This is a genomic window from Faecalibacterium sp. An192, from assembly GCF_002160175.1.
Lineage (GTDB): Bacteria > Bacillota > Clostridia > Oscillospirales > Ruminococcaceae > Faecalibacterium.
The window spans coordinates 14259-37592 of the sequence record NZ_NFKB01000001.1 but is presented as its reverse complement, the minus strand read 5'-3'; the positions used below and the strand labels follow the sequence as shown (position 1 = coordinate 37592).

Annotated in this window: 22 protein-coding genes; 5 read left to right on the top strand and 17 right to left on the bottom strand. The window is 62.7% G+C overall.

Annotated features, from left to right (window positions below; genetic code table 11):
- Window positions 1-27: 27 nt before the first annotated feature.
- Window positions 28-255, bottom strand: coding sequence for a DUF896 domain-containing protein (locus tag B5F27_RS00170; RefSeq protein ID WP_087363740.1), 228 nt, complete (start codon window positions 253-255; stop codon window positions 28-30).
- A gap of 61 nt (window positions 256-316) precedes the next feature.
- Here B5F27_RS00170 and B5F27_RS00165 point away from each other — a divergent pair, with 61 nt between their 5' ends.
- Window positions 317-940 (top strand): epoxyqueuosine reductase QueH, encoded by a 624-nt coding sequence (locus B5F27_RS00165; RefSeq protein ID WP_087363737.1) that lies wholly within the window; start codon window positions 317-319, stop codon window positions 938-940.
- A 4-nt stretch (window positions 941-944) separates the two neighbouring features.
- Here the strand turns inward: B5F27_RS00165 and B5F27_RS00160 are convergent, their stop codons facing one another.
- The 7 genes from B5F27_RS00160 to B5F27_RS00130 form a co-directional block, all read right to left on the bottom strand.
- The gene (locus tag B5F27_RS00160; RefSeq protein WP_087363734.1) at window positions 945-2093 is read right to left on the bottom strand and encodes an MFS transporter; all 1149 of its coding nucleotides are present in this window, start codon (window positions 2091-2093) and stop codon (window positions 945-947) included.
- A 94-nt stretch (window positions 2094-2187) separates the two neighbouring features.
- On the bottom strand, window positions 2188-2988 hold the full coding sequence (locus B5F27_RS00155) for an RnfABCDGE type electron transport complex subunit B (protein WP_087363731.1): 801 nt from the start codon (window positions 2986-2988) through the stop codon (window positions 2188-2190).
- 18 nt (window positions 2989-3006) lie between these two features.
- Entirely contained in the window at window positions 3007-3639 is a 633-nt protein-coding gene (locus B5F27_RS00150; protein WP_087246284.1) for an Rnf-Nqr domain containing protein, read from the bottom strand.
- Window positions 3636-4310 carry an electron transport complex subunit E gene (locus tag B5F27_RS00145; RefSeq protein ID WP_087246283.1) on the bottom strand — a complete coding sequence of 225 codons (675 nt, stop codon included), beginning with the start codon at window positions 4308-4310 and terminating at the stop codon, window positions 3636-3638. Before B5F27_RS00145 ends, B5F27_RS00150 begins: the two co-directional genes overlap by 4 nt.
- Before the next feature lie 19 nt (window positions 4311-4329).
- Window positions 4330-4878: an FMN-binding protein gene (locus B5F27_RS00140; protein ID WP_087363728.1), complete on the bottom strand. Its 549-nt coding sequence runs from the start codon at window positions 4876-4878 to the stop codon at window positions 4330-4332.
- Window positions 4875-5837, bottom strand: a complete 963-nt coding sequence (locus B5F27_RS00135; protein WP_087363725.1) for an RnfABCDGE type electron transport complex subunit D — start codon at window positions 5835-5837, stop codon at window positions 4875-4877. Before B5F27_RS00135 ends, B5F27_RS00140 begins: the two co-directional genes overlap by 4 nt.
- A 2-nt stretch (window positions 5838-5839) precedes the next feature.
- The gene (locus tag B5F27_RS00130) at window positions 5840-7162 is read right to left on the bottom strand and encodes an RnfABCDGE type electron transport complex subunit C (protein ID WP_087246280.1); all 1323 of its coding nucleotides are present in this window, start codon (window positions 7160-7162) and stop codon (window positions 5840-5842) included.
- A 373-nt stretch (window positions 7163-7535) separates the two neighbouring features.
- Between B5F27_RS00130 and B5F27_RS17380 the strand changes: the two genes are divergently transcribed.
- Window positions 7536-7667 carry a hypothetical protein gene (locus tag B5F27_RS17380; RefSeq protein ID WP_255396766.1) on the top strand — a complete coding sequence of 44 codons (132 nt, stop codon included), beginning with the start codon at window positions 7536-7538 and terminating at the stop codon, window positions 7665-7667.
- A gap of 88 nt (window positions 7668-7755) precedes the next feature.
- On the opposite strand, the gene B5F27_RS00125 is transcribed toward B5F27_RS17380, so the two are convergent.
- Both B5F27_RS00125 and gltX read right to left on the bottom strand, forming a co-directional pair.
- Window positions 7756-10044: a PP2C family protein-serine/threonine phosphatase gene (locus B5F27_RS00125; protein WP_087363722.1), complete on the bottom strand. Its 2289-nt coding sequence runs from the start codon at window positions 10042-10044 to the stop codon at window positions 7756-7758.
- Between the two features lie 201 nt (window positions 10045-10245).
- Window positions 10246-11724 (bottom strand): glutamate--tRNA ligase, encoded by a 1479-nt coding sequence (gene gltX, locus B5F27_RS00120; protein ID WP_087246278.1) that lies wholly within the window; start codon window positions 11722-11724, stop codon window positions 10246-10248.
- Window positions 11725-12062: 338 nt separating this feature from the next.
- On the opposite strand from gltX, the gene B5F27_RS00115 reads away from it, so the two are divergent.
- The 3 genes from B5F27_RS00115 to B5F27_RS00105 all read left to right on the top strand — a co-directional run bounded on the left by B5F27_RS00115 (window position 12063) and on the right by B5F27_RS00105 (window position 14586).
- Window positions 12063-12926: a transporter substrate-binding domain-containing protein gene (locus tag B5F27_RS00115; RefSeq protein ID WP_087363719.1), complete on the top strand. Its 864-nt coding sequence runs from the start codon at window positions 12063-12065 to the stop codon at window positions 12924-12926.
- Window positions 12927-13028: 102 nt separating this feature from the next.
- Window positions 13029-13853 (top strand): amino acid ABC transporter permease, encoded by an 825-nt coding sequence (locus B5F27_RS00110; protein WP_087246276.1) that lies wholly within the window; start codon window positions 13029-13031, stop codon window positions 13851-13853.
- Window positions 13846-14586, top strand: a complete 741-nt coding sequence (locus B5F27_RS00105) for an amino acid ABC transporter ATP-binding protein (RefSeq protein ID WP_087363716.1) — start codon at window positions 13846-13848, stop codon at window positions 14584-14586. The genes B5F27_RS00110 and B5F27_RS00105 overlap by 8 nt, the downstream gene beginning before the upstream one ends.
- Window positions 14587-15081: 495 nt before the next feature.
- Here B5F27_RS00105 and B5F27_RS00100 read toward each other — a convergent pair whose 3' ends face one another.
- From B5F27_RS00100 to lysS, 7 genes are all read right to left on the bottom strand, one after another.
- The gene (locus B5F27_RS00100) at window positions 15082-15693 is read right to left on the bottom strand and encodes a recombinase family protein (RefSeq protein WP_087363713.1); all 612 of its coding nucleotides are present in this window, start codon (window positions 15691-15693) and stop codon (window positions 15082-15084) included.
- Between the two features lie 166 nt (window positions 15694-15859).
- Window positions 15860-16564: an ABC transporter ATP-binding protein gene (locus B5F27_RS00095; RefSeq protein ID WP_087247669.1), complete on the bottom strand. Its 705-nt coding sequence runs from the start codon at window positions 16562-16564 to the stop codon at window positions 15860-15862.
- Window positions 16551-17405: an ABC transporter ATP-binding protein gene (locus B5F27_RS00090; RefSeq protein WP_087247667.1), complete on the bottom strand. Its 855-nt coding sequence runs from the start codon at window positions 17403-17405 to the stop codon at window positions 16551-16553. Before B5F27_RS00090 ends, B5F27_RS00095 begins: the two co-directional genes overlap by 14 nt.
- Window positions 17402-18808: a branched-chain amino acid ABC transporter permease gene (locus B5F27_RS00085; protein WP_087363708.1), complete on the bottom strand. Its 1407-nt coding sequence runs from the start codon at window positions 18806-18808 to the stop codon at window positions 17402-17404. Before B5F27_RS00085 ends, B5F27_RS00090 begins: the two co-directional genes overlap by 4 nt.
- 11 nt (window positions 18809-18819) lie before the next feature.
- The gene (locus tag B5F27_RS00080) at window positions 18820-19695 is read right to left on the bottom strand and encodes a branched-chain amino acid ABC transporter permease (protein ID WP_087247663.1); all 876 of its coding nucleotides are present in this window, start codon (window positions 19693-19695) and stop codon (window positions 18820-18822) included.
- 85 nt (window positions 19696-19780) lie between these two features.
- On the bottom strand, window positions 19781-20995 hold the full coding sequence (locus tag B5F27_RS00075; protein WP_242956750.1) for an ABC transporter substrate-binding protein: 1215 nt from the start codon (window positions 20993-20995) through the stop codon (window positions 19781-19783).
- A 362-nt stretch (window positions 20996-21357) separates the two neighbouring features.
- Complete coding sequence (lysS, locus tag B5F27_RS00070) at window positions 21358-23331, bottom strand: lysine--tRNA ligase (RefSeq protein WP_087247661.1); 1974 nt, start codon at window positions 23329-23331, stop codon at window positions 21358-21360.
- Window positions 23332-23334: the final 3 nt, after the last annotated feature.

The window sequence follows — 23334 nt, the reverse complement described above, 5'->3', positions numbered from 1 at the left end:
GAAACGGTTTTGTTTCGTCCAAAATGTTCAGCTCTTGGGCTGTTTGGGCTTGGGGCCACGGGCCAGGCGATGACGGGTGCCGTCCGGCTCCTGGATCACGGTGTGGTCCAGCTGATCCCGGAAGGACCGGCGCACCTCCTCCAGATACTCCTGCCGGAGGGTCTGCTGTTCGGCCTTTTCGGCGGGGGTCAGGCCCTCGGGGGTTTTGCTCTTGCGGGCCAGCTCGTTGATGCGGGCGATTTTTTCCTGTGTCATGGTGTTCTCCTTTTGCGCTGGACCAGCGCTTGTGCTATACTCTGCTGTGAGAGGTGATACTATGCCGAATGTTCCCAACTATTCCCGGGAAATGGACGCCGTGCTCCGCGGCCTCAACGGCCGGCGGCCCCGGCTGCTGCTCCACGCCTGCTGCGGGCCCTGTTCCAGCGCGGTATTGGAGCAGCTGTCCCAGTATTTTGAGATAACGATTCTGTACTATAACCCCAACATCTGGCCGGCGGAGGAATACCACCGCCGGGAGGAGGAGCTGGAGCGGTTTGTGGCCCAGGCGCATCCCCTGGGTGTGACGGTGGTGGAGGACCGGTACGATCCCCAGGAGTTCTACGACGCCGCCCGGGGCCTGGAAGACGAGCCCGAGCGGGGCCAGCGGTGCACTGCCTGCTACCGGCTGCGGATGCGCCGGGCCGCCCAGTACGCCGCCGAACACGGCTTCGACTGGTTTACCACCACCCTGTCCATCAGCCCCCACAAGGACGCCGTCCGCATCAACCAGATCGGCCAGGAGCTGGCCGCCGAGTTCGGCGTCCCTCACCTGCCCTCGGATTTCAAGAAGAAAAACGGTTATCTCCGTTCCCTCCAGCTGTCGGCGGAGTACGGGCTGTACCGGCAGGGCTACTGCGGCTGTGTGTTCAGCGCCAGGCCCCGCGGCCAGGAAGAGGGCTGAGCGCTCAGACTGCATCCTCCTCGGGCAGGCGGGCCACCAGAACCGCAAAGGCCAGCATACCCAGGCAGGGCACAATGTTGGAGGCCATGCCTGCGGTCAGGCTCACCGCCTCAGCCACCATGCCGATGATCCAGGGCATGACGATGGCGCCCAGGCTGGCCGCCGGCAGCAGAATGGCGATGCTGGTGACCGAGGTCATCCGGCCGGCAGCTGCCACAGCGGTGGGGTTCATGCCCGCCATGGCGAAGGCGAACAGGAACAGCAGGACAATGGCCGGGGTCTGGCTGCGGGCCAGCATCAGGCCGATGTAGGCCACCAGGCAGCCTGCGCCCATCCCCACCATGGCGCGGCGGGGATTCTTAAAGGGAAAGACAAAGGCGATCAGCAGCCGCCCGATCAGGGTGGCGCCCCACATGACGGTGACGGTGTAGGTGCTGAGCATCCCCGCAATGATGCCGCTGTCCTTGAAATAGGTGACCATCCAGCCGGTGACGCTGGTTTCGGTGGCGTTCTGACAGAAGATCAGGCCGGTGAGCAGCCAGAAACGGCGGCTGCGCAAAAAGCTCCAGTCGATCTTTCCCCCGGCCTTTTTGCCGCCCTGGCCCATGGGGGTGAGGGCAAAGGCCAGCCACAGGGCTGCGCCCAGCAGGGCCAGCAGGAACAGCGGAGCCTTGGCCCCGGCCCGGCCGGCCGCCGCAATCACAAAGGGACACAGCAGCGCGCCGCAGGCATAGCAGCTGTGCATCAGGTTCATGCCCCGGGTCCGGTCAGGACTGCTGTCCCCCACCAGGATGGTGCAGGTGTTGATGACCTGGCCCTTGGCGGCGCCCACCAGGAAAAAGCCCAGGCCCAGCAGAGCCACCGCCCCGGTAAAGCCCATCAGGCTGTAGCCCACCAGGTATCCAAGGGACAGCAGCAGGACGCTGCGCTTCATGCCGCCCAGCATCCCGGGCAGAATCCCCGACAGAAAGCCCGCCACCAGGTTGCCAATGTTCATCAGGCTCAGCAGGGTGCCGGTAATGCCGTAGGCGAAGCCGTACTGCTCCTGCAGCAGGCTCACCACCACGCCGCTGGAGATGGCGCAGATCCCGCTGAAGAAAAAGGCCGTAAATCCCGCGTTCCGCCGCCGGGCCAGGATCTGTTGTTCATCCATACCGTTTCTTCCTCACTGAAAAGCCCCCGCAAGGGCCGGCATGGCCGGGTGTCCTGCGGGGGTGTTGTTGTTTGTATCGAGCCCGGAGACCGCCTTAGCCGTTCTTCTTGAGCGGGTAAGTGATGATCTTCTTAGGGCACTTGGCGACACAGGTGCCGCAGCCGGTGCATTTGTCGTAGTCGATGCGGGCCAGGTTGTCGGTGACGTGGATGGCGTCCGACGGGCAGTTGCGCTGGCACATGCCGCAGGCGATGCAGGCGGTGGCGCAGGCTTTCATGGCCACCGGGCCGCGGTCGCAGTTGGAGCACATGACCACCGGCTTCTCGGGGCCGGCCGTCTGGATCATGATGACGTGCTTGGGGCAGACGGCAGCGCAGGCGCCGCAGCCGGTGCACTTGTCCTGATCCACCACAGCCACACCGTTGACGATGTGGATGGCGTCGAACTTACAGGCCTTGACGCAGTCGCCCAGGCCGGTGCAGGCAAAGGAGCAGTCCTTGGGACCGCCGTACAGGGCAGCGGCAGCGGCGCAGCTCTGAATACCCTTGTACTCATAGCTGGGCTTGCAGTTGTCCTTGTTGCCCTGGCACTGGACCACGGCCTTCTTGGCCACGGCAGACACCTGGGCGCCCATGATCTTGCCGATTTCGGCGGCAGCCTTGGGGCCGCCGGGAGCGCACTTGTCGCAGGGCTCGCCGTTCAGAACGATGGCCTTGGCGTAGTCGGCACAGCCGGCGTAGCCGCAGCCGCCGCAGTTGGCGCCGGCCAGGCAGCCGGTGACCTGCTCAATGCGGGGATCTTCCTCCACTGCCATAAACTTGGATGCGGCCACCAGAATGATGGCGCCCAGGGCACCCACGACGGTACAGAGGACAACAGCCAATACGATACTCATATCCCGTTTCCTCCTCCCTTACAGTGTGACGTTAAACAGGTTCTCGACGATGCCGCCGAAGCCCATGAAGGACAGGCTGGTGATCGCCGCGGCGACCAGGGTGATGGGCAGGCCCTTCATGGGGCCGGGCGCGTCGCAGACTTCCACCCGCTTGCGCACGCAGCTGAACATACACATGGCCAGCATGAAGCCGACGCCCGCGCCCACGGCGCAGACCAGCGACTCGATGTAGGCCCAGCCGAAGCCCAGGGCAGCCACATCCGCGCCGTAGTCGTCCACGACCAGGATGGCCACGCCCAGCACGCAGCAGTTGGTGGTGATCAGGGGCAGGTAGACGCCCAGGGCGTTGTACAGCGAGACCATATACTTTTTCAGGAAGATCTCGATGAACTGCACCAGCACCGCGATGACCAGAATGAACACGATGGTTTGCAGATAACCCAGCCCGGCCGGGTCAAGGACATAGATCTGGATGGGGAAGGTGACGGCCGTCGCCATGAACATGACGAAGATGACCGCGCCCGACATACCCAGCGAGGAGTCCAGCTTTTTGGACACGCCCAGGAACGGGCAGATGCCAAGGAACTTCACCAGCACGTAGTTGTTGACCAGGATCATGCTGAAGAAGATAGCCGCAAGTTTAACGATCATTTGTTATCCTCTCCTTCCTGCAGATCCTTCATGGGCTGGCAGCCGATCTTGCGCTCGATGCGGGCGTCCAGCTTGCCCTCCACCCAGATGCACAGGCCCATCAGCAGGCCAAAGCAGAGGAAGGCGCCGGGAGCCTGGGTCATGATGCCGATGGTGACAAAGCCTTCGGGCATGACCTGGAAGCCCAGCCAGGTGCCGTTGCCCAGGATCTCGCGGATGGTGGACATGAGCAGCAGCGTCAGGGTGTAGCCGATGCCCATGCCGATACCGTCGATGGCCGAGTCAACGACGGTGTTCTTGCAGGCGAACATCTCGGCGCGGCCCAGAATGATGCAGTTGACGACGATCAGGGGGATGAACACGCCCATGGCGTCGTACAGGCTCTGGGTGAAAGCCTGCATCACCATCTGGACGATGGTGACGAAGCTGGCGATGATGACGATGTAGCAGGGCAGGTGGACCTTGGCGGGGATGATGTTGCGCAGCATGGCGATGATCACGTTGGACAGCACCAGCACGAAGGTGAACGCCGCGCCCATGCCGAAGGCGTTCGAGACCGAGGTGGTCAGCGCCAGGGTGGAGCAGGTGCCCAGCACCAGGCGGAGGACCGGGTTCTCCTTGATGATACCATTGGTAAGGATGCTTACCTTGGAGACTTTTTCTTGTGCCATTGTATTGATTCAGCCTCCTTTATGCGAGCTCGTTGTAGCAGTTGATGCAGTCGTTGATGGCTGCGAAGAGGGCGTCGGTGGAGTAGGTCGCGCCGGTCACGGCATCGTAGCCCTGACCCTTGGCGATGTTCTCGCCGGCGGTCAGCCCGTCGAACTGGGCCAGATAGTCGGGCAGCGCCACATTGGTGCCGATGCCGCTGGTCTGGCTCGAAGCGTCCACGTGGATGCCGGTCATGGTGCCGGTGGTGTCAAAGCCGACGATGACATTGACCATGCCGCCGTTGTAGCCGCTCTCGGACGCCTGCATGGCGATGGAGCCGTCGGGGGCGCGGACGGCGCCGGTGATGCCGGCGGTGGTGTAGTCGGTGATCTCTTCCAGCTCGGTGGCGTCGGAAACGGTGGGCAGCACCTCGACGTAAGCCACCAGGGTGGCGGCCTTCTCGTTTGCCTCGATGACCGGCGCGGTGACCGAGTTGACCAGCGCCAGCAGGAGGCTGGCCACCAAGGAGCTGAGGGTCAGCACCAGGATCGGTTTGATGGTGCTCTCCCAGTTAGAAGATTTCGTCATTTGGAAGCGCCCTCCTTTCCTGCCTTCTTGGCCGGCTTGACATAGCCGTACGGGGTCTGGCGGGTTGCGTCATTGATGAAGGGAACCCACAGGTTCATGAACAGCAGTGCGAAGGACACGCCCTCGGTGTAGCTGCCCCAGTAGCGGATGGCAAAGGTGACGATGCCCAGGCAGACGCCGTAGATCAGCTTGCCCTTCAGGGTGAAGGGGCTGGTGACGTAGTCGGTGGCCATAAAGACGGCGCCGAACAGCAGACCGCCGGACAGGACCTCCACCAGGCTCTCATGGACGCTGCCGGTGGCGATCATATAGAAGACAAAGACGCTGCCCACATAGGTCAGAGGGATGGAGGGGCTGATGGTCTTGGTGACCACCAGGTAGACAAAGCCCAGCAGGATGGCCAGGGCGCAGGTCTCGCCCAGGACGCCGCCATGGATGCCCATGAACAGGTCCAGCAGGTTCAGACGGCCGGGATCAGCCACCTGCAGCGGGGTTGCGCTGGCCAGCTGGTCCACCGCCGCGTCGGGGAAGACCCAGGCGTTCATCTCGGAGGCAAAGCTGACGAACAGAACGATGCGGCCCACCAGGGCGGGGTTGGCAAAGTTCATGCCGATGCCGCCGAACAGCTGCTTGGTGACGATGATGGCCGCCACGCAGCCGACCGCGATCTGGCCCAGAGGCATCCCGACGGGGACGTTCATGGCCAGGATGATGCCGGTAACCACGGCGGACAGATCGCCGACGGGGGTGGGCTTTTTGAGCAGCTTGCAGTACAGCCACTCCAGGGCCACGCAGACCACCACCGAGAAGGCGGTGACCAGCAGAGCCCGCAGGCCAAAGATGACCGCCGAAGCGACCACCACCGGGCACAGGGCGACGATGACGTTGGCCATCAGGCCCCGGGTGGTCTCATCCGACCGGACGTGCGGGGAGGCCGAAACAATAAGCTTGGTGTCCATGATTACTTATTGCCTCCTTTTTTGATTTGATCGAGGTAGTAGGCCTTGGCCAGACCCATCATCTGGGTGCAGGGGCGCTTGGCCGGGCACACGAAGGTGCAGGAGCCGCAGTTGAAGCAGTAGTCCACGTGCAGCTTGCCCAGCTCCTCCACGTCGCGGGCGGCGTAAGCTCCATTGACTTCCACCGGGGCCAGGCCCATGGGGCAGTACTCAATGCAGCGGCCGCAGCGGATGCAGGGCTCGGCAGCGGGCGGCGTGGCGGCGGCCTTGCTCAGCAGGATCAGGCCCGAGCAGGTCTTGGTGGTGGGATAGCTCAGATCCTCCACGGCGGGGCCCATCATAGCGCCGCCTGCCACCACCTTGCCCAGGGTGACGTCCGGCTTGAGGCCGGCTGCGTTGACAATATCCTGGTAGGATGCGCCCACCGGGACAATCATGTTCTGGGGCTGGGCGCAGGCGTCGCCGTCCACGGTGACCACCCGCTCCACCACCGGCATACCGGTGGCCAGGTACTTGCCCAGCATGCTGACCGAGGTCACGTTCATGACGATGGCGCCGGCGTCGGCGGGCAGGCCGCCGTGGGGCACTTCACGGCCCAGGCACTTCTCGATCAGGATCAGCTCTGCGCCGGTGCCGTAGACACTGGGCAGCGGCTTGACGTCGATGTTGGCGATGTCCTTGGTCTTCTGGCACAGCAGGTCGATGCACTCGGGCTTATTCTTCTCGATGCCGATGATGCAGCGCGGAATGCCAGTGTACTGGAGCACTGCCTGGATGCCGCGGACGATGTCGTCCGGGCAGGTGAGCATCTCCTGGGTGTCGCTGGTCAGCCAGACCTCGCACTCCGAGGCGTTAATCAGCAGGGTATCCACCGGGCTCTTGGGCTGGAGCTTGACGTCGGTCGGGAAACCGGCGCCGCCCAGGCCCACCAGGCCGCTGGCCCGCACGGCTGCCAGGAAGCTGGCCTTGTCGGTGACGACAGGCGGCTGGACCGACGGGTCCACCGTCTGCTTGCCGTCGGTCTCGATGACCACCGAATCACACAGCTTGCCGTTGGACAGGCGGTAGGGCTCCACCGCTTTGACCGTGCCCGAAACGCTGGAGTGGATGTTGGCCGACACAAAACCGCCGGCCTCACCGATCAGCGTGCCAACACAGACCGCATCGCCCTTCTTGACCGTGGCTTTCGCCGGGGCGCCGATATGCTGGCTCATCAGGATGCGCACCTGCGCGGGCAGGGGCATCGGGACAGGCTTGCTTGCAGCGGTTGCTTTGTCATGCGGCGTATGCGCGCCAAGCGCCGCACGTTTCAGCTTGTTCAACATGAACTATACAATCCCCCATTCTGCTTATTGCCGCAGGGCCCTGTCCCAAAAGGGCGCAGTTGTCCCACGGCTGCTGCTTGACATATTTTTATTGTATCATTTCCCCGGTTTAAGTCAACGCCCAACTGGTCAGAAATTTGATGAAAGAGAAATTTTTTCGCTGTTCGCAGCATTCTGCATGGATATTCCGCATAAATTTTGGTCAATTTTCTCTTTTTCACCCAGCGGCGATTTCCTGATTCTTCCGGCGGTCCGGGTTTGCCAACCGCCGCCGAGTATGCTATACTATAACTATCTTACACCACGCTCCGTGAGGAACGCAGGGCGGGCCGATTTTGCCGCCGCCCGCCTACCACCATAAGGAGGTCCAGACATGAAAGTTCTCAAAGCAATGCTCGTTTTCTTCACTGCTCTTGCCGTTGCAGCAACGGCGCTGCTGCTCTTCTGCCAGGCCAAAAATGCTCCCCACTATATCCGCATCTACGGCGGCGAGGATGAAAACTGACAAAAAATGCACCAAGGGCCTGCCGCGGCAAAGCGGCAGGCCCTTTTCTTGTTTTCCGGCGCCGCCCTCCCTTGCGGCCATGCGTGATTCAATAGCGTTCCAGCCGCAGGACGGCGGCGGTGATGTCGTCGGTTCGGCTGTCCTGGCTGGCCCGGGTCCGGGCGGTCTCCACCAGCGTCTGGGCGATCTGCTCGGGGCTGTCCCCTGCAGCCGCCGACAGTTCCAGCTGTTTGAGCACCCAGCCCGGGCCGTCCACCAGTAATCCATCCGACACCAGCACCGCCACGTCTCCGGCCGCCAGACGCACCATCCGGCTCTGGCCGTTGACGCCGCCCAGCACCCCCACCGGGAGGCCCGCCTCCCCTACCGTCCGGGCCTGGCCCTCATGGACAATGAAGCCGGGGGCCGCGCCGGCCTTGAAGATCCGGGCGGTGCCGGTGTAGAGGTCCACGCTCAGCAAATCCAGGGTGGCCCCGCTCTCCTCCTCGCTCTTGAGGGCCAGGGCCACATTCACCAGCCGGGCCGCCAGCTCGGCGGTGAACCCCGCCCGCAGCAGCCGTCCCGTCAGGTCGGCGGCCAGATTCCCGTCCACGGCGGCAGGGCGCCCGGTACCCATTCCGTCGCAGAGGATCATCTGGGCCGCGGTGGGGCTGCAAAACTGCTGCACGGCGTCCCCCGACACGTCCCCCTGGGCGGCGGCCCCCGCCCAGCCGAACACCGCCCGCAGCAGGGGCTTTTCGGTAAAGAGAAGGGTGGTGACCCCCTTGCAGCTCAGTTTCTGGGGTGTCTCAAAGCTGCGGCGGCAGAGTTTGCCCACCTCCCCCGCCAGGGCGGACAATTCTCCCTGACTGAACCGGGCCCGGGGCAGGGTCACCGCCGCCCGGGTGCGGCCCAGATCGTCCAGGGTGACGGCGCATTCCAGGGGCGGCATCCCCAGCGAGGAGAAAAACGCCGCCACCCGGCCCGATTTATAGGGCTCGGGGCTGCCCGGGCTGCCAATCTGATCCCCCAGGGCACTGAGGGCCTGGGCCACGGCGCTGTATTGTTCGGTGAGGGCCGTCCGCATGGCCTCGGCATGGACCCGGGCCTCCTGCCGGCTCTTGTAGAGGGCAAAGGATCGGGTCACCGTCCCCGACAGGGCCGCCGGGTGGACGCATCGGGCCAGCTGGCCCGGCAGATCCTGGGCCTCCACCTGTTGTTTTTCTTCCAGGATGGGCCGCAGCGCCTCAAAGCCCTCCATGGTGACGGTATATTCCTCCTTCCAGCAGGCCTCCTTCCGGCCGCAGTTGGCGCAGAGGGCGTCATGGGTGTTGTCCACCACCCACCGCCAGCCCTCCTGGCGGCGGGGCAATCCTTCATAGACCCGGTTGACGGTGTCCGCCAGGGAGGACAGGCTCTCGGCGGCCGCGTTCAGCCGGGTGGCTGCCGCCGACAGCTGGGGCCCTTCGGCCCGCTCGGCGGGGTCGTGGGCCAGACTGGGGTCCCGCATCAGAAGCCGCCGGGGCAGGACCAGACAGGCCCCGGCCCCCGCTCCCAGGGCCGCCAGATATCCAAAGGCCATTCCGGGCGGCTGGACCGCCAGAATGCCCAACAGCGCCCCGCCCCCATAAAAGGCCATACAGACCAGTTTGTCCCCCTGGGCCAGCAGGCCCAGAGCGGTACCACAGCACAGGCCCACCGCGCTGCAGGCCAGGGCGCTGTCGGCGCAGACCAGACCGGCGGCCGCCACCGCCGCGCTGCTGAGAGCGGGCTGGATTTTTCCACGGCAGGCCAGCACCAATGTGTAAAACATGGCGGCAGCCAGGCCCAGATTCACCGTTCCCAGGCTGAGAGGGCCCAGGGCCGCTGCCCCGCACAGCACCAGCATCAGCCGGCCTGCACCCGGTTTTTCGGCGGGCCACCGCCGCAGGATGAAGCCAATCCCGGCGGCCAGCACCGCCTCCGCCCCCGAGAACAGCAGCCCGTCCCCGCCAATGTACATTCGGAAACAGAAGGCGCTGCCCAGCAACAGCACACATCCCGCCGCGGCCGCCGGCAGATACCGCCGGGGCCAGAGCCACCGGGCCACCACAGCGCCGCCCACCGCACAGATGAGGCAGACCGTCCGCACCCCCTGTCCCCGCAGCAGCAGAGCCAGCACCGCCCCGGCCCCGCAGGCCGCAAAGCAGTCCTCCCCCAAACCCAGCACCAGGCCCAGGGCAAAGGGGCTCAGCTGCCCATACAGCATGGCCCAGCCCCCGGCCAGACCCGCCAGCAGCCCATAGAGCTGCCGCAGCACCGCCCCGATCTGTCCGCGGCGCGCCAGCGCTGCCCCGTCCTGTTCCCGCACCGGCAGCGGCGTGCTGGCCGGACCAAAACCCACAAAACTCTTTTCCATATGTAACGCCCCCTGTAAAAATCATGCATTCCAAAGCTGCTCTGTGCATATACTCTAACAGGGCCGCGCCGCGCTTTTTGCCGCATCCGGCAACAATGACCCAAACAGGCAAAAGAATATAAAAAGGTCCCTGCACCGCCGTTTTGGGCCATGCAGGGACCTTTTTGGTTTGGATTTTTTCTCTTGTCCGGCTTTGAGCGGTTATTCGTCCGCCTTCGCCTGCAGACGCTGGATGGCCAGACGCAGGCGCTCCACCGTCTTTTCCCGGCCCATCATGCAGGCCAGGTCCACGCCGCCGCCCGGGGTCCGCTGTTTGCCCGACAGGGCGATGCCCAGGGGGTACAGCAACCAGCCATTCTTCTTCTCCATCCGCTCGGCCAGGGCCTTGCAGGCGTCAAACAGGCCGTCGCGGTCGTTGTAGTCGGTGCCTTCGTCCGACAGCAGCAGTTCCAGAGCGGTCAGGGCTTCCAGAGCCGAGGCCGGGGTGGTCTTCTGCTTCTTGTTGGTGTACAGGCTCAGGTCATAGTCGGGCAGGGCGTCGAAGAAGTCCACCTGCTCGGGGATGTCGCTGAGCATCTCGCACCGGGGCTGCAGGTTGGCGCACAGCAGCTCCTTGTTCACCGGGCAGTGCACCGCGCTGTCAATCCAGGAGTCGGCCTTGGCCCGGAACTCCTCGGGGCTCAGGCGGCGGATATATTCGGCGTTGATGGCCCGCAGCTTGAGGGGGTCAAAGATGGCCGGAGACTTGGAAATGCCGGCGGGGTCCCAGATCTTGACCAGCTCGGGCAGGGTGAAGATCTCCTGCTCGGCGTACTCGCCCTTGGGGCTCCAGCCCAGCAGGCAGATATAGTTCAGGATGGCCTGGGGCAGGCAGCCCTTGGCGATCAGGTCCTGATAGCTGGCGTCGCCGTTGCGCTTGGACAGCTTGTTCTGGGCGTCCTTCATCACCGGCGGGCAGTGGATGTAGGCGGGAATCTCCCAGCCGAAGGCCTCGTACAGCAGGTTATACTTGGGGGTGGAGGACAGGTACTCGCTGCCGCGGATGACGTGGGTAATACCCATCAGGTGGTCGTCCACCACGTTGGCGAAGTTGTAGGTGGGCATGCCGTCGCTCTTGATGAGGATCTGGTCGTCCATCTCGCAATTGTTCACCTCGATGTGGCCGTAGACCAGGTCGTCAAAACCGGTGACGCCGGTGCGGGGGATTTTCTGACGGATGACATAGGGCTCTCCGGCGGCCAGACGGGCCCGCACTTCCTCGGCGGGCAGGTCGCGGCAGCAGCCGTCGTAATGGGTCATCTCGCCCCGGGCCCGCTGCTCGGCGTGGAGGGCGTCCAGACGCTCGTTGGTGCAGAAGCAGTAATAAGCTTTGCCGTCGGCCACCAGCTGTTCGGCATACTGCTTGAACAGGCCCATCCGCTCGCTCTGGACATAGGGACCCACCGGGCCGCCCACGTCGGGGCCTTCGTCCCACAGCAGGCCCGCCTCACGGCAGGTATTGTAAATCACATCCACGGCACCGTCCACATAGCGCTCCTGGTCGGTGTCCTCAATCCGCAGGATGAAGGTGCCGTCGGTGTGCTTGGCGGTCAGGTAGGCGTACAGAGCAGTGCGCAGATTGCCCACATGCATATACCCGGTGGGCGAAGGGGCAAAACGGGTGCGTACTTTCTTTTCCATGACGATTTCTCCTCTATCATAAAACTGCAAAAAACAGCGTCCTCACAAAAAGACAGTCTTAGTTTACCCGCTTGCAGGGCGTTTGTCAATCGCTGGCAGAGGCTTTCCTATTTTATAATGCTTTCCACTTGACAAATGGCATACATCTGAATACAATAGCATCTGTGAGCCGCATCGGCGCGGCGACGGCATGCGCCGGACGCAGCTTTTTACGCTGACCCCAAACCCCGGTATCCTGCGTGGATGCCGGGTTTTTTGCGGCGGTGGCTCACCGGCCGGACAGGCTCTGCCCGGCCCGACACAAAGAAGGGTTTTTGGGAAAAAGGAGATTCAACCACATGAAAAAGAACAAGATTTTGGCTCTCTGCCTGGCTGTGCTGATGGCAGCCGGCCTGGCAGGCTGCGGCAGTTCCGCAGGCGCATCCGACGTGCCCGACGGCGACGGCGATCCCACCACTCTGACGGTGGCCATGGAGTGCGCTTACGCCCCCTACAACTGGACCCAGAGCGACGACGCCAACGGCGCCGTTCAGATCCGCGATTCCAGCGACTACGCCTATGGCTACGACGTCATGATGGCCAAGAAGATCGCTGAGGCCCTGGGCCAGGACATCAAGATTGTCAAGCTGGACTGGGACAGCCTGATCCCTGCCGTCATGAGCGGTGATGTGGACTGCGTCATCGCCGGCCAGTCCATCACCAGCGAGCGCGCCCAGAAGGTGGACTTCACCGAGCCCTACTACTACGCATCCATCGTCACCCTGACCAAGAAGGACAGCGCATACGCCTCCGCCACCTGCGTGGATGACCTGGCCAACGCCGTCTGCACCAGCCAGCTGGGCACCATCTGGTACGACATCTGCCTGCCCCAGATCCCCGGCGCAGAGATCCTGCCCGCTCAGGAGACGGCTCCCTCCATGCTGGTGGCCCTGAACAGCGGCGCCTGCGACATCGTGGTCACCGACCGTCCCACCGCCCAGGCTGCCCTGGTGGCCTATCCCGACTTCACCCTGCTGGACTTCGGCGGCGGCGAGGGCGACTTTGAGGTCAGCGAGGAAGAGATCAACATCGGCATCTCCCTGAAGAAGGGCAACACCGCCCTCAAGGACGCCATCAACGAGGTGCTGTCCACCATGACGGCGGACGACTACAACGCCATGATGGATGAGGCCATCAAGGCCCAGCCCCTGAGCAACCAGTAAACCCACACAACCACACAGTTTTCGTGCCCCGGCCGGGTGTTCTGCCTGGCCGGGGCCGCGGCTGTCTCTGGCTTTTGGCCGGACGTGCAAAGGAGTTTCCCCATGTACACATTTATCAACGAGTGTGCCTCCATCCTGCAGCAGTATGGCATGTCCTACCTGCGGGGCGCAGGCACCACCCTGCTGCTGGCCCTGGTGGGCACCCTGATCGGCTGCCTCATCGGCTTTGCCGTAGGCACCCTCCAGACCATCCCCATCGATCCCAACCGGGACCCGCTGTACAAGCGGATTCCCCTGCGGCTGCTGCGGATTGTGCTGCGGTGCTATGTGGAACTGTTCCGCGGCACCCCCATGATGATCCAGGCGGTCTTCATCTACTACGGCATGATGCAGATTTTCAACGTCCACATGGAGATGTGGACGGCCGGCTTCCTGATTGTCTCCATCAACACCGGCGCCTACATGGCCGAGACGGTCCGCGGCGGCATCGTGTCCATTGACCCCGGCCAAACCGAGGGCGCCATGGCCATCGGCATGACCCACTGGCAGACCATGCTTCACGTCATCATGCCCCAGGCCCTGCGGAACATTGTGCCCCAGATCGGCAACAACTTCATCATCAACATCAAGGACACCTCGGTGCTGTCGGTCATCTCCATCACCGACCTGTTCTTTGTCCACAAGAGTGTGGTGGGCGCCCTGTACACCTATTTTGAGAGCGCCACCATCGTGATGCTGATTTACCTGACCATGACCCTGGTGTCCAGCTATCTGCTGCGGCTGTGGGAGAAGAAGCTGGACGGGCCCCAGAACTACGACCTGAACACCACCGACACCCTGGCCTACACCAGCGGGATGTACAACGCCCCCGAGCCCAACCATGCGTCCCAGAATCTTGATATGAAGGAGGGTGCAAGCCATGTCTGAGCCCATCATTGAGGTCCGCCACCTGTCCAAGAGCTTTGGCACCCACGTGGTGCTGCGGGACGTGGATTTCACCGTCAAGCCCGGCGACGTCACCTGCGTCATCGGTGCATCGGGCAGCGGCAAGTCCACCCTGCTGCGCTGCATCAACCTGCTGGAGACGCCCACCAGTGGTTCCATCCTGTTCCACGGCCAGGACATCACCGACAAGCGGTTTGATCCCTGCGGATACCGCGCCCGTGTGGGGATGGTGTTCCAGAGCTTCAACCTGTTCAACAACATGACGGTTCTGGACAACTGCACCGCCGGCCTGCGGTACGTCCTGCACCAGGACAAGGAGACCGCACGCCGCACCGCCCTGTCCAACCTGGAAAAGGTAGGCATGGCGCCCTACATCAACGCCCGGCCCCGGCAGCTGTCGGGCGGACAGAAGCAGCGCGTTGCCATTGCCCGGGCCCTGTCCATGCAGCCGGAAGTCCTGCTGTTTGATGAGCCCACCAGCGCCCTGGATCCCCAGATGGTGGGTGAGGTTCTGTCGGTCATGCGGAAGCTGGCCGCCGACGGCCTGACCATGATTGTGGTCACCCACGAGATGGCCTTTGCCCGGGACGTTTCCAGCCACGTGGTCTACATGGCCGACGGCGTTATTGCCGAGGAAGGCACGCCCCAGGACATCTTTGAGCATCCCCAGAACCCCAAAACCACCGAGTTCCTCACCCGCTTCCTCTCCCGCTGACCCTACTTTTTCGAGAAAAAGTAGGCAAAAAGCTTTTCACTGGGTACCATACACTCTGGCCGCTCTTTATAACGTTTGTGAGGGTTGCAGACCATGCCGCGCTCACGTTTCGTCCGACCTGCGGTCGGGTACGATGCAAACTTATCGGAAAAGTAAGCAAAAGACTTTTACTGGGTACCATCAACTTTCCGGATCTCCGGCAGTTCCGCGGCGCCTTTACGCTCCGGCTCGCTCCCAGCGTTTGCGCCTGCGGCGCGGTACGATGCAAACTTTATCAAAAAAGCGAGAAAAAAGCTTTTTACTGGGTATCATACAGTTTGCGGGTCTCCGAAAGGCAACTTTATCGGAGAAGAAAAGCACACAAGAACTCCGTCCTCGTCCCTTTTGGGGGCGGGGATTTTTTATTTGGCCTGGAAAATGATTGATGTACATGGGGTTCAGGCAGGGCGGGAACGTCCTTGCCCGAAAAAGTGCACCTTTCCGGGCAGAGACGGTTTATTCTTCCTCCGGGTCGGGCAGACAGGGCGGCTTCCCCGCCTCCACCCGCTTTGCGATGTCGTGAAAGGTACTCTGGGCTATATCGCAGCTGAGCGCTGCCTGTCGGAGTGTGATCTCTCCCCCGCGCCAGGCATGGTATGCAATCCAAAAGTTTTCGGGCAGCTCGCGGCGCGGCCGTCCGAACCGGACGCCCCGGGCCTTGGCCGCCGCGATGCCCTCGGCCTGCCGCTGCCGGATGTTGGCCCGTTCGTTTTCCGCCACAAAGGACAGCACCTGCAGCACAATATCCGCCAGAAACGCCCCCATCAGGTCCCGGCCCCGCCGGGTATCCAGCAGCGGCATATCCAGCACCACAATATCACAGCCCTTGCCTTTGGTCAGATAGCGCCACTGGGCCAGAATCTCCTGATAATTCCGGCCCAGGCGGTCGATGCTGGTGATGCACAGCAGGTCATCTTTCCGCAGGCGGCGCAGCAGTTTGCGGTACTGGGGGCGGTTGAAATCCTTGCCCGACTGTTTGTCACAATATAGATTTGCCGGTTCCACACCGGCCTGGCGCAGCGTAATCCGCTGCCGTTCTTCGTTTTGATCCCGGCTGCTCACCCTCATGTAGCCGTATACTCTCACCTTTCTTTTCCTTCCTTTCACCAGCGTTCCGTTCCAGTATAACGCCCCCGGCCCCGGCAGGGGAAGATGTTTTTTCAACTCCCCTATCGGACAGAGAAAATGCCCGCCGCGAAAACTTCGCAGCGGGCATTGGCTTTTTGTCTGTGTATTATGCGTGGTTCCCCAGGTACGCTTTCCGGACGGCCTCGTTGGCCAGCAGTTCCTTGCCGGTGCCGCATAGGGTAATCCGGCCGGTTTCCATGACGTAGCCCACGTCGGCGATCTGCAGGGCCATGTTGGCGTTCTGCTCGATCAGCAGCACCGTGACGCCCTTGCGGTTGATCTCCTTGATGATGTCGAAGATCCCTTTCACCACGATGGGGGCCAGGCCCAGAGAGGGCTCATCCATCATAATCAGCTTGGGGCGGGCCATCAGGGCGCGGCCCACCGCCAGCATCTGCTGTTCACCGCCCGACAGGGTGCCGGCGGCCTGCCAGGACCGCTCTTTCAGCCGGGGAAACAGCTCATAAATCCAGGCCAGGTCGCTCTCCAGGCTGTCCCGGCGCAGGTAGGCGCCGATTTTCAGGTTTTCCAGCACCGTCAGGTCAGGGAACACATGGCGTCCCTCGGGCACCAGGGTCAGGCCCTTGGAGACGATGCGGTCGGGCGGAAGGCCGGTCAGGTCCTCCCCCTGGAAGTGGACCCGGCCGCTTTTCACCTTCACCAGGCCGGCCAGGGCCCGCAGGGTGGTGGATTTGCCGGCGCCGTTGGCGCCGATCAGGGTCACGATCTGGCCCTCCTCCACCTTGAAGGAAATCCCCTTGACGGCCTCGATGCCGCCGTAGCTCACACACAGGTCATCAATTCTCAGCATCGTCGGCCACCCCCAGATAAGCGTCAATGACGCGCTGGTTCCCGCTGATTTCCTCGGGGGTTCCCTCGGCGATCAGCTTGCCGAAATCCAGCACATAAATACGGTCGGAGATCTGCATCACCAGGTCCATGTGATGTTCGATCATCAGGACGGTCAGGTGGTATTTGTCGCGGATCTCCCGGATAAAGTCGGTCAGTTCCTGGGTTTCCTGCGGGTTCATGCCGGCGGCCGGCTCATCCAGCAGCAGGAGTTTGGGCTCGGTGGCCAGGGCGCGGGCGATTTCCAGCCGGCGCTGCAGGCCGTAGGGCAGCGAGGATGCCACCTCGTCCTTGTGCTGGGCCAGGCCCTGTTCTTCCAGCAGGGCCATGGCCTCGGCCCGCATCCGGGCCTCCTCCTTGGCGTTGAGCCGGAAGGTAGCGGACAGGAAATTCTGCTTGGCCCGCATATGTTTGGCGATCAGGACGTTTTCAAAGACGGTCAGCGCCCCGAACAGCCGGATATTCTGGAAGGTACGGGCAATGCCCCGGTGGGTGATGCGGTCGGGGGTAGGGTTCAGCTTGTGGGTGTACATCCCCTTGTTTTCCCCCAGATAGGCTTTGTCCATCTTGCCCTGGGGATAGTTTTCCACCAGAGGCTGGCCGCAGAAGTCGATTTTGCCGTTGGTAGGCTCATACACGCCGGTAATGCAGTTGAAGGCGGTGGTTTTGCCAGCGCCGTTGGGGCCGATGAGGGCCACGATCTCCCCCTCGTTCACATCCATGGACAGGTCGTTCATGGCCACCACGCCGCCGAACTGCATGGTCACATGTTCCACGTGGAGGACGTTTTGACGTTCGCTCATTTCAGCGCCTCCTTTTCAGCGTGTTTGGGGGTGGATTTGCGGGCCGAAAGCTTGCGGCCACGCAGGACGTCGGGCAGTTCCCGGTCGCCCATAATGCCGCGGCGGAAGAACAGCACCACAATCATGATGATGACCGAGAACACCACCATACGGAAACCGTTGCGCAGCAGCGGCAGCTTGAGGCTGTGGGAGATGACGAAGTACACCAGCCAGCCCAGCAGCAGAATGGCTGCAATCCACACCGGCAGCTCCTGGGTCAGGGTATGGCCCTCCTTTTTGCGGATGGCCCGGATGGCCAGGAAGGCGGCTGCAATCACCGCGGCGGCAAACACCACGATGAAGGCCAGACGGCCGGGGTCGGTGGGCGAAGCAAAGACCAGTTCCGAATCCAGGAACCGGAGCCACCACTCCGAGCAGGCCACATAGAGGAAGGTGGCGATGATGGAGCCGGATACCGAGCCGATGCCGCCGATGACCACGATCAGCAGCAGCTCATAGGTCATGGTGGAGGTAAAGACCTTGGCCTGGGCGTTGGCGGCGTACATGGCGAACAGGCCGCCGCCCACCCCGGCAAAGAAGGAGGAAATGCAGAAGGAGAGCATCTTGTGCTTGGCCAGGTTGATGCCCATGGCCTCAGCGGCCACCTCGTCCTCCCGGATGGCCTTAAAGGCCCGGCCATAGGAGGAGTTGATCAGCAGGACGATGATGGCGATGCAGATCACCGCAATCAGCATGGGCACAAAGGCCGACAGGCGCAGGACGGTCTGGCCCGAGGCGTTCTCGATGTTGAAGTCGGAGAAGGTGGGGAAACTCTTGAGCATGTTGGCGCCGTTGGTGATGGGGCCCAGAGGCTGCCACTGGAACACAGCGCGGAGAATTTCCGCAAAGCCCAGGGTGGCGATGGCCAGATAGTCGCTCTTGAGCCGCAGCACCGGCAGGCCGATCAGGTAGGCGAAGCCGGCGGCCACCAGGCCGCCCAGAATCAGGGCCACCAGGACGCCCAGCACCATGCTGACCGCCCCGCCCACGCCGGTGGTGCCGAACACCAGGCCGAAGGTATCCTGGAGGGAGAAGGGCACCGCCGAGCCGCCGAACAGGTAGTAGACGGTATCTTTCTGGGCCACAGGAACGGTGAGGATGGCGTAGGTATAGGCGCCCAGCAGCATAAAGCCTGCCTGGCCCAGGGAGAACAGGCCGGTGAAGCCGTTCAGCAGGTTCATGGACACCACCACCAGGGAGTAGACCGCGCCTTTTTTCAGGACGGTGAACAGCTGGCTGGTGGGAAGCAGGACGCGGGGTGCGGCGGGAATCAGGGCGGTGATGTTTTCCAGCAGGATCACCAGAGCCAGAAAGACGACGATCCCGCCCAGTGCGCCCCAGCTGACCGATTTTTTCTTGTTCATGCGGGGCCTCCTTACACTTTGTCGGTCGCCTTCTCACCGAACAGGCCGGTGGGCTTAAAGACGAGGATCACGATGAGCAGGGCGAAGGTAATGGCATCCGAAAAGACGGTGAACTGGGTGCTCTTGACCAGGTTCTCACAGATGCCGATGATGAAAGCGCCGATGACCGCGCCGGGGATGGAACCAATGCCGCCGAACACCGCCGCCACAAAGGCTTTCAGGCCCGGCATGGCGCCGGCGGTGGGGGTGATGGAGGGATAGTTGGTGAAGTAGAGCATGGAGCCGATGGCGGCCAGGGCCGAACCAATGATGAAGGTGGCCGAGATCACCGAGTTGATTTTAATGCCCATCAGCTGGCTGGTCTCAAAGTCCTTGGCCACCGCCCGCATGGCCATGCCCACCTTGGTGCGGTCGATGAGTTGGGTCAGCAGCACCACCAGGGCCAGCACCAGGAAGGGGGTCAGAATGACCGCCCAGCGGGTGGGGGTGCCCGCAATGGTGACGGTGTCGGACAAAAACGGGATGGTGGGATAGCTCATGGGCTGGCCGCCGGTGACGTAGGTAGCGGTATTCTGGAGCAGGTAGCTGACGCCGATGGCCGAGATCATCACCGACATACGGGGGGCGGAGCGCAGGGGCTTATAGGCCACCCGCTCGATGATGAAGCCCAGGGCCACCGTCAGCACCAGCACCAGGGGCAGGGCGAGATACAGGGGCATCCAGGTGGAGACGTACACGCCCACCAGGCCGGCCACCATAAACACGTCGCCGTGGGCAAAGTTGATCAGGCGCAGGATGCCGTAGACCATGGTGTAGCCAATGGCAATCAGGGCATACTGGCCGCCTACTGCAATGCCGGACAGCAGGACCGAAACGAAATATTCCATACAGGTTCCCTCCGCTCAGGGCAGGTTTCAACAAATGGTTTGGCGGGAGCCAGCGGCTCCCGCCAAACCTTCGGTCATTTACGATTTACTGGGCGACGGTCTGCTGGGTCTCCAGCTCCCATGCGCCGGTGTTGGTGGAGTGCTTGATGTAGGCGGTGTCGCGGATGGCGTCGCCCTCCTCATCAAAGGCGATGTGGCCCGACACACCGTCGTAGGTGACGCCGGCCAGGGCAGCCTTGACGGCAGCGGGATCGGTGGAGCCGGCGGCCTTCAGGGCCTCCAGAGCCACATAGTAGGCGTCATAGCCCATGGCGGTGACCGCAGCGATGGTGTCGTTGCCGCCGTTGTTGGTCATGGCCTCGGCGTTCTCGTTGATGTAGGCCTTGACGCCCTCATCGAACTCGGGAGAACCGCCCTCCTGGTAGAAGGTGGAGACGTACAGCTGGACATCGGTGCCCTCAGCGGCAGCCAGAACCATGTTGTCGTCCAGGGTATCGGAGCCCAGGAAAGCTGCGTCAATGCCCAGGGCAGCAGCCTGCTGGATGATCTGGGTGGCGTAGGCGATGGACACCGGGGTAAAGATGACGTCGGCGCCCTCATTCTTGGCCTGGTTCAGGTAGGTGCTGAAGTCGGAGTTGTTGGTGGGGAAGGAAGCGGTGACAACGGTGCCGCCGGCCGCCTCAAAGGCCTGGGTGAAGTAAGCGATCAGGCCCTGGTCGTACTCGTTGCCGGTCTCGCCCAGGCAGTAGGCCACTTTGGCGTCGAACTTATCCTTGGCGAAGTTGGCCAGGACGGTGCCCTGGAAGGGGTCCAGGAAGCAGATGCGGTAGTAGTAGTCGTTGCCGGCGGTGACGTTGGGGTTGGTGCAGGTGACGCCCACCGCAGCCAGGCCCGCATCGTCAAAGACCGGGCCGCCCGCAATGGACACGCCCGAGCCGTAGGAGCCCAGCACCAGGGAGACGCCCTGGCTCACCAGCTCGGCGGCAGCCGAAGGAGCCTTGTCGGTGGAGGAGCCATTGTCCGCATAGACCAGCTCCACCGTATAGGTCTCGCCGCCGATCTCCACGGTGGGGGTCTCGGCGTTGGCGTACTGCATGCCCAGGGTTTCCTTTTTGCCGCCCGAGGCCGAGTCGCCGGTGGAGGGCTCAAAGACGCCGATCTTGACCACCTTGTCCCCCGAGGCGGAGCTGCCTGCGGCGGCCGAGCCGCTGGCCGCCGTGGACGAGGACGAGCAGCCAGCCAGTGCGGAGACGCTCATAGCAGCTGCAGCGGCCAGGGCTACAAACCGTTTCATTTTCATATCGTATTCCTCCCTCTGATTCCGGCACAGGGCCGGAGTGTACGCTCTATAAATACATTTGTATTTGCTGCGATATCACTATTATAAGCATCCGGGAGAAAATTGCAATAGCCAATTTCCACACAAAACAAAGTTTCAGCCCTCCCATTTCTGAGAAAAACGAAGAAAATAAAGTAGCACTTCTGATTTTTGCCTTATTTTTGTGTTTCACTGGCGTACACATCAAAATCTTTTTCTTGTATCCAAAAAGACAGATGTATTTATTTCACGTACAGACTGTCTGTGAAAAAGGCGCAAAAAAGCCCAGGCCGGACGTGCAGAACGTCCGGCCTGGACCAAAGGCGGGAAATTTCCCGGAATACTTAATACAGCTTTGCGCCGGCGGGGATGTGGTCATCCACCATCAGCAGATGCAGGCGCTCCTGGCCTTCCTCGTGATGGACGGCGCTGATCAGCATGCCGCAGGAGTCAATGCCCATCATCTTGCGGGCGGGCAGGTTGGTGATGGCGATGCAGGTCTTGCCCACCAGCTCCTCGGGCTCATAGTAGGCGTGGATGCCGCTGAGGATCACGCGGTCCACCCCGCTGCCGTCGTCCAGAACGAACTGGAGCAGCTTCTTGCTCTTGGGCACAGCCGAGCACTCCTTGATCTTGACGGCGCGGAAATCGCTCTTGGAGAAGGTCTCGAAGTCCACCAGATCCTGGAACAGAGGCTCGATCTCCACCTTGGAGAAGTCGATGGGCTCTGCCTGGACGGGGGCCGCGGGAGCGGCTGCCGAAGCAGTCTCAGCCGGAGCGGCCTCCGCAGCGGGGGCCTCCTCCTTCTTGGGAGCGTCCAGCGGCTTCATGGTGGGGAACAGCAGCACGTCGCGGATGGAGGCCGAATCGGTCAGCAGCATGACCAGACGGTCGAAGCCGAAGCCCAGGCCGCCCGTGGGGGGCAGGCCGTACTCCAGAGCGTTGACGTAGTCGTAGTCCACCTGTGCCTTGCAGCCCGGCTCCAGCGACTTGCGCTCGGCCACCTGGCGCTCAAAGCGCTCCTTCTGGTCGATGGGATCGTTCAGCTCGCTGAAGGCGTTGCCGAACTCGGTGCAGTTGATGAAGTACTCAAACCGCTCGGTGAAGGCGGGCTCGCTGGGCTTGCGCTTGGCCAGGGGGCTGATCTCCACCGGGTAATCGTAGATGAAGGTGGGCTGGATCAGCTTATCCTCCACGAAGGCGTCAAAGAAGGCGGCCAGGATGGAGCCGCGGGTGGGCACCTCGGGCAGGTCCACATTGTGGGCGCGGGCGGCCACGATGGCGTCGGCGTCCGACTTCCAGTCGTAGTAATCCACGCCGGAATACTTCTTGACGGCCTCCACCATGGTCAGGCGCTCCCAGTGGCTCATGTCGATCTGGTTGCCCTGATAGGGAATCACCAGGCTGCCGCAGATCTTCTGGGCCAGGCGCTTGTACAGCTCCTCCACCAGGTCCATCATGCCGTGGTAGTCGGTGAACGCCTGGTACAGCTCCACGCTGGTGAACTCGGGGTTGTGCTTGGGGTCCATGCCCTCGTTGCGGAAGATGCGGCCCACTTCGTACACACGGTCGATGCCGCCCACCACCAGCCGCTTGAGGTACAGCTCGGTCTCGATGCGCAGCACCATGTCCATGTTCAGGGTGTTGTGATGGGTGATGAAGGGACGGGCCGATGCGCCGATCTCAAAGGGGGTCAGGATGGGGGTGTCCACTTCCAGGAAGCCCCGCTCATCCAGGTAAGCCCGGATTTCCCGCAGGATCTGGCTGCGCTTGACAAAGGTATCCTTCACCTCGGGGTTGGCGATCAGGTCCACATAGCGCTGACGGTACCGCATCTCGGTGTCGGTCAGGCCGTGGAACTTCTCGGGCAGGGGCCGCAGGCTCTTGGCCAGCAGGGTCAGCTCCAGGGCCCGGACGCTCAGCTCGCCGGTCTTGGTGCGGAACACCTCGCCCTTGACGCCGATGATGTCGCCCACGTCCAGCTTCTTGAAGGCGGCGTAAGCCTCCTCCCCCAGCTCGTCCCGGCGGACGTAGAGCTGGATGTCGCCCTTGTCGTCCCGCAGGTGGGCAAAGCTGGCCTTGCCCATGACGCGCTTGGACATCATGCGGCCGGCCAGGGCCACGGTGCGGCCGGCGTCGGTCTCATTGGGCAGGTCCGCAAACTCGGCCTTCAGATCGGCCGAGTAGGCGTCCTGGGGAAACTTGGTGATTTCAAAGGGGTCGCTGCCGGCGGCCCGCAGGTCGGCCAGCTTCTGACGGCGGACAAGCACCTGCTCGCTGTCCGCAGCAGCCCCGGTGCCGTTCTTGATTTCTTCCATTCC

Bases quoted from the DNA above. Each gene is read 5' to 3' on its own strand.
- B5F27_RS00100 (WP_087363713.1), bottom strand. From the start codon at position 15,693: ATGAGGGTGAGCAGCCGGGATCAAAACGAAGAACGGCAGCGGATTACG.
- B5F27_RS00080 (WP_087247663.1), bottom strand. From the start codon at position 19,695: ATGGAATATTTCGTTTCGGTCCTGCTGTCCGGCATTGCAGTAGGCGGC.
- B5F27_RS00105 (WP_087363716.1), top strand. From the start codon at position 13,846: ATGTCTGAGCCCATCATTGAGGTCCGCCACCTGTCCAAGAGCTTTGGC.
- B5F27_RS00165 (WP_087363737.1), top strand. From the start codon at position 317: ATGCCGAATGTTCCCAACTATTCCCGGGAAATGGACGCCGTGCTCCGC.
- B5F27_RS00135 (WP_087363725.1), bottom strand. From the start codon at position 5,837: ATGGACACCAAGCTTATTGTTTCGGCCTCCCCGCACGTCCGGTCGGAT.
- B5F27_RS00155 (WP_087363731.1), bottom strand. From the start codon at position 2,988: ATGAGTATCGTATTGGCTGTTGTCCTCTGTACCGTCGTGGGTGCCCTG.
- B5F27_RS00125 (WP_087363722.1), bottom strand. From the start codon at position 10,044: ATGGAAAAGAGTTTTGTGGGTTTTGGTCCGGCCAGCACGCCGCTGCCG.
- B5F27_RS00145 (WP_087246283.1), bottom strand. From the start codon at position 4,310: ATGGCACAAGAAAAAGTCTCCAAGGTAAGCATCCTTACCAATGGTATC.
- B5F27_RS00115 (WP_087363719.1), top strand. From the start codon at position 12,063: ATGAAAAAGAACAAGATTTTGGCTCTCTGCCTGGCTGTGCTGATGGCA.
- B5F27_RS00130 (WP_087246280.1), bottom strand. From the start codon at position 7,162: ATGTTGAACAAGCTGAAACGTGCGGCGCTTGGCGCGCATACGCCGCAT.
- B5F27_RS00170 (WP_087363740.1), bottom strand. From the start codon at position 255: ATGACACAGGAAAAAATCGCCCGCATCAACGAGCTGGCCCGCAAGAGC.
- B5F27_RS00075 (WP_242956750.1), bottom strand. From the start codon at position 20,995: ATGAAAATGAAACGGTTTGTAGCCCTGGCCGCTGCAGCTGCTATGAGC.
- B5F27_RS00140 (WP_087363728.1), bottom strand. From the start codon at position 4,878: ATGACGAAATCTTCTAACTGGGAGAGCACCATCAAACCGATCCTGGTG.
- lysS (WP_087247661.1), bottom strand. From the start codon at position 23,331: ATGGAAGAAATCAAGAACGGCACCGGGGCTGCTGCGGACAGCGAGCAG.
- B5F27_RS00090 (WP_087247667.1), bottom strand. From the start codon at position 17,405: ATGAGCGAACGTCAAAACGTCCTCCACGTGGAACATGTGACCATGCAG.
- gltX (WP_087246278.1), bottom strand. From the start codon at position 11,724: ATGGAAAAGAAAGTACGCACCCGTTTTGCCCCTTCGCCCACCGGGTAT.
- B5F27_RS00110 (WP_087246276.1), top strand. From the start codon at position 13,029: ATGTACACATTTATCAACGAGTGTGCCTCCATCCTGCAGCAGTATGGC.
- B5F27_RS00150 (WP_087246284.1), bottom strand. From the start codon at position 3,639: ATGATCGTTAAACTTGCGGCTATCTTCTTCAGCATGATCCTGGTCAAC.
- B5F27_RS00085 (WP_087363708.1), bottom strand. From the start codon at position 18,808: ATGAACAAGAAAAAATCGGTCAGCTGGGGCGCACTGGGCGGGATCGTC.
- B5F27_RS00095 (WP_087247669.1), bottom strand. From the start codon at position 16,564: ATGCTGAGAATTGATGACCTGTGTGTGAGCTACGGCGGCATCGAGGCC.
- B5F27_RS17380 (WP_255396766.1), top strand. From the start codon at position 7,536: ATGAAAGTTCTCAAAGCAATGCTCGTTTTCTTCACTGCTCTTGCCGTT.
- B5F27_RS00160 (WP_087363734.1), bottom strand. From the start codon at position 2,093: ATGGATGAACAACAGATCCTGGCCCGGCGGCGGAACGCGGGATTTACG.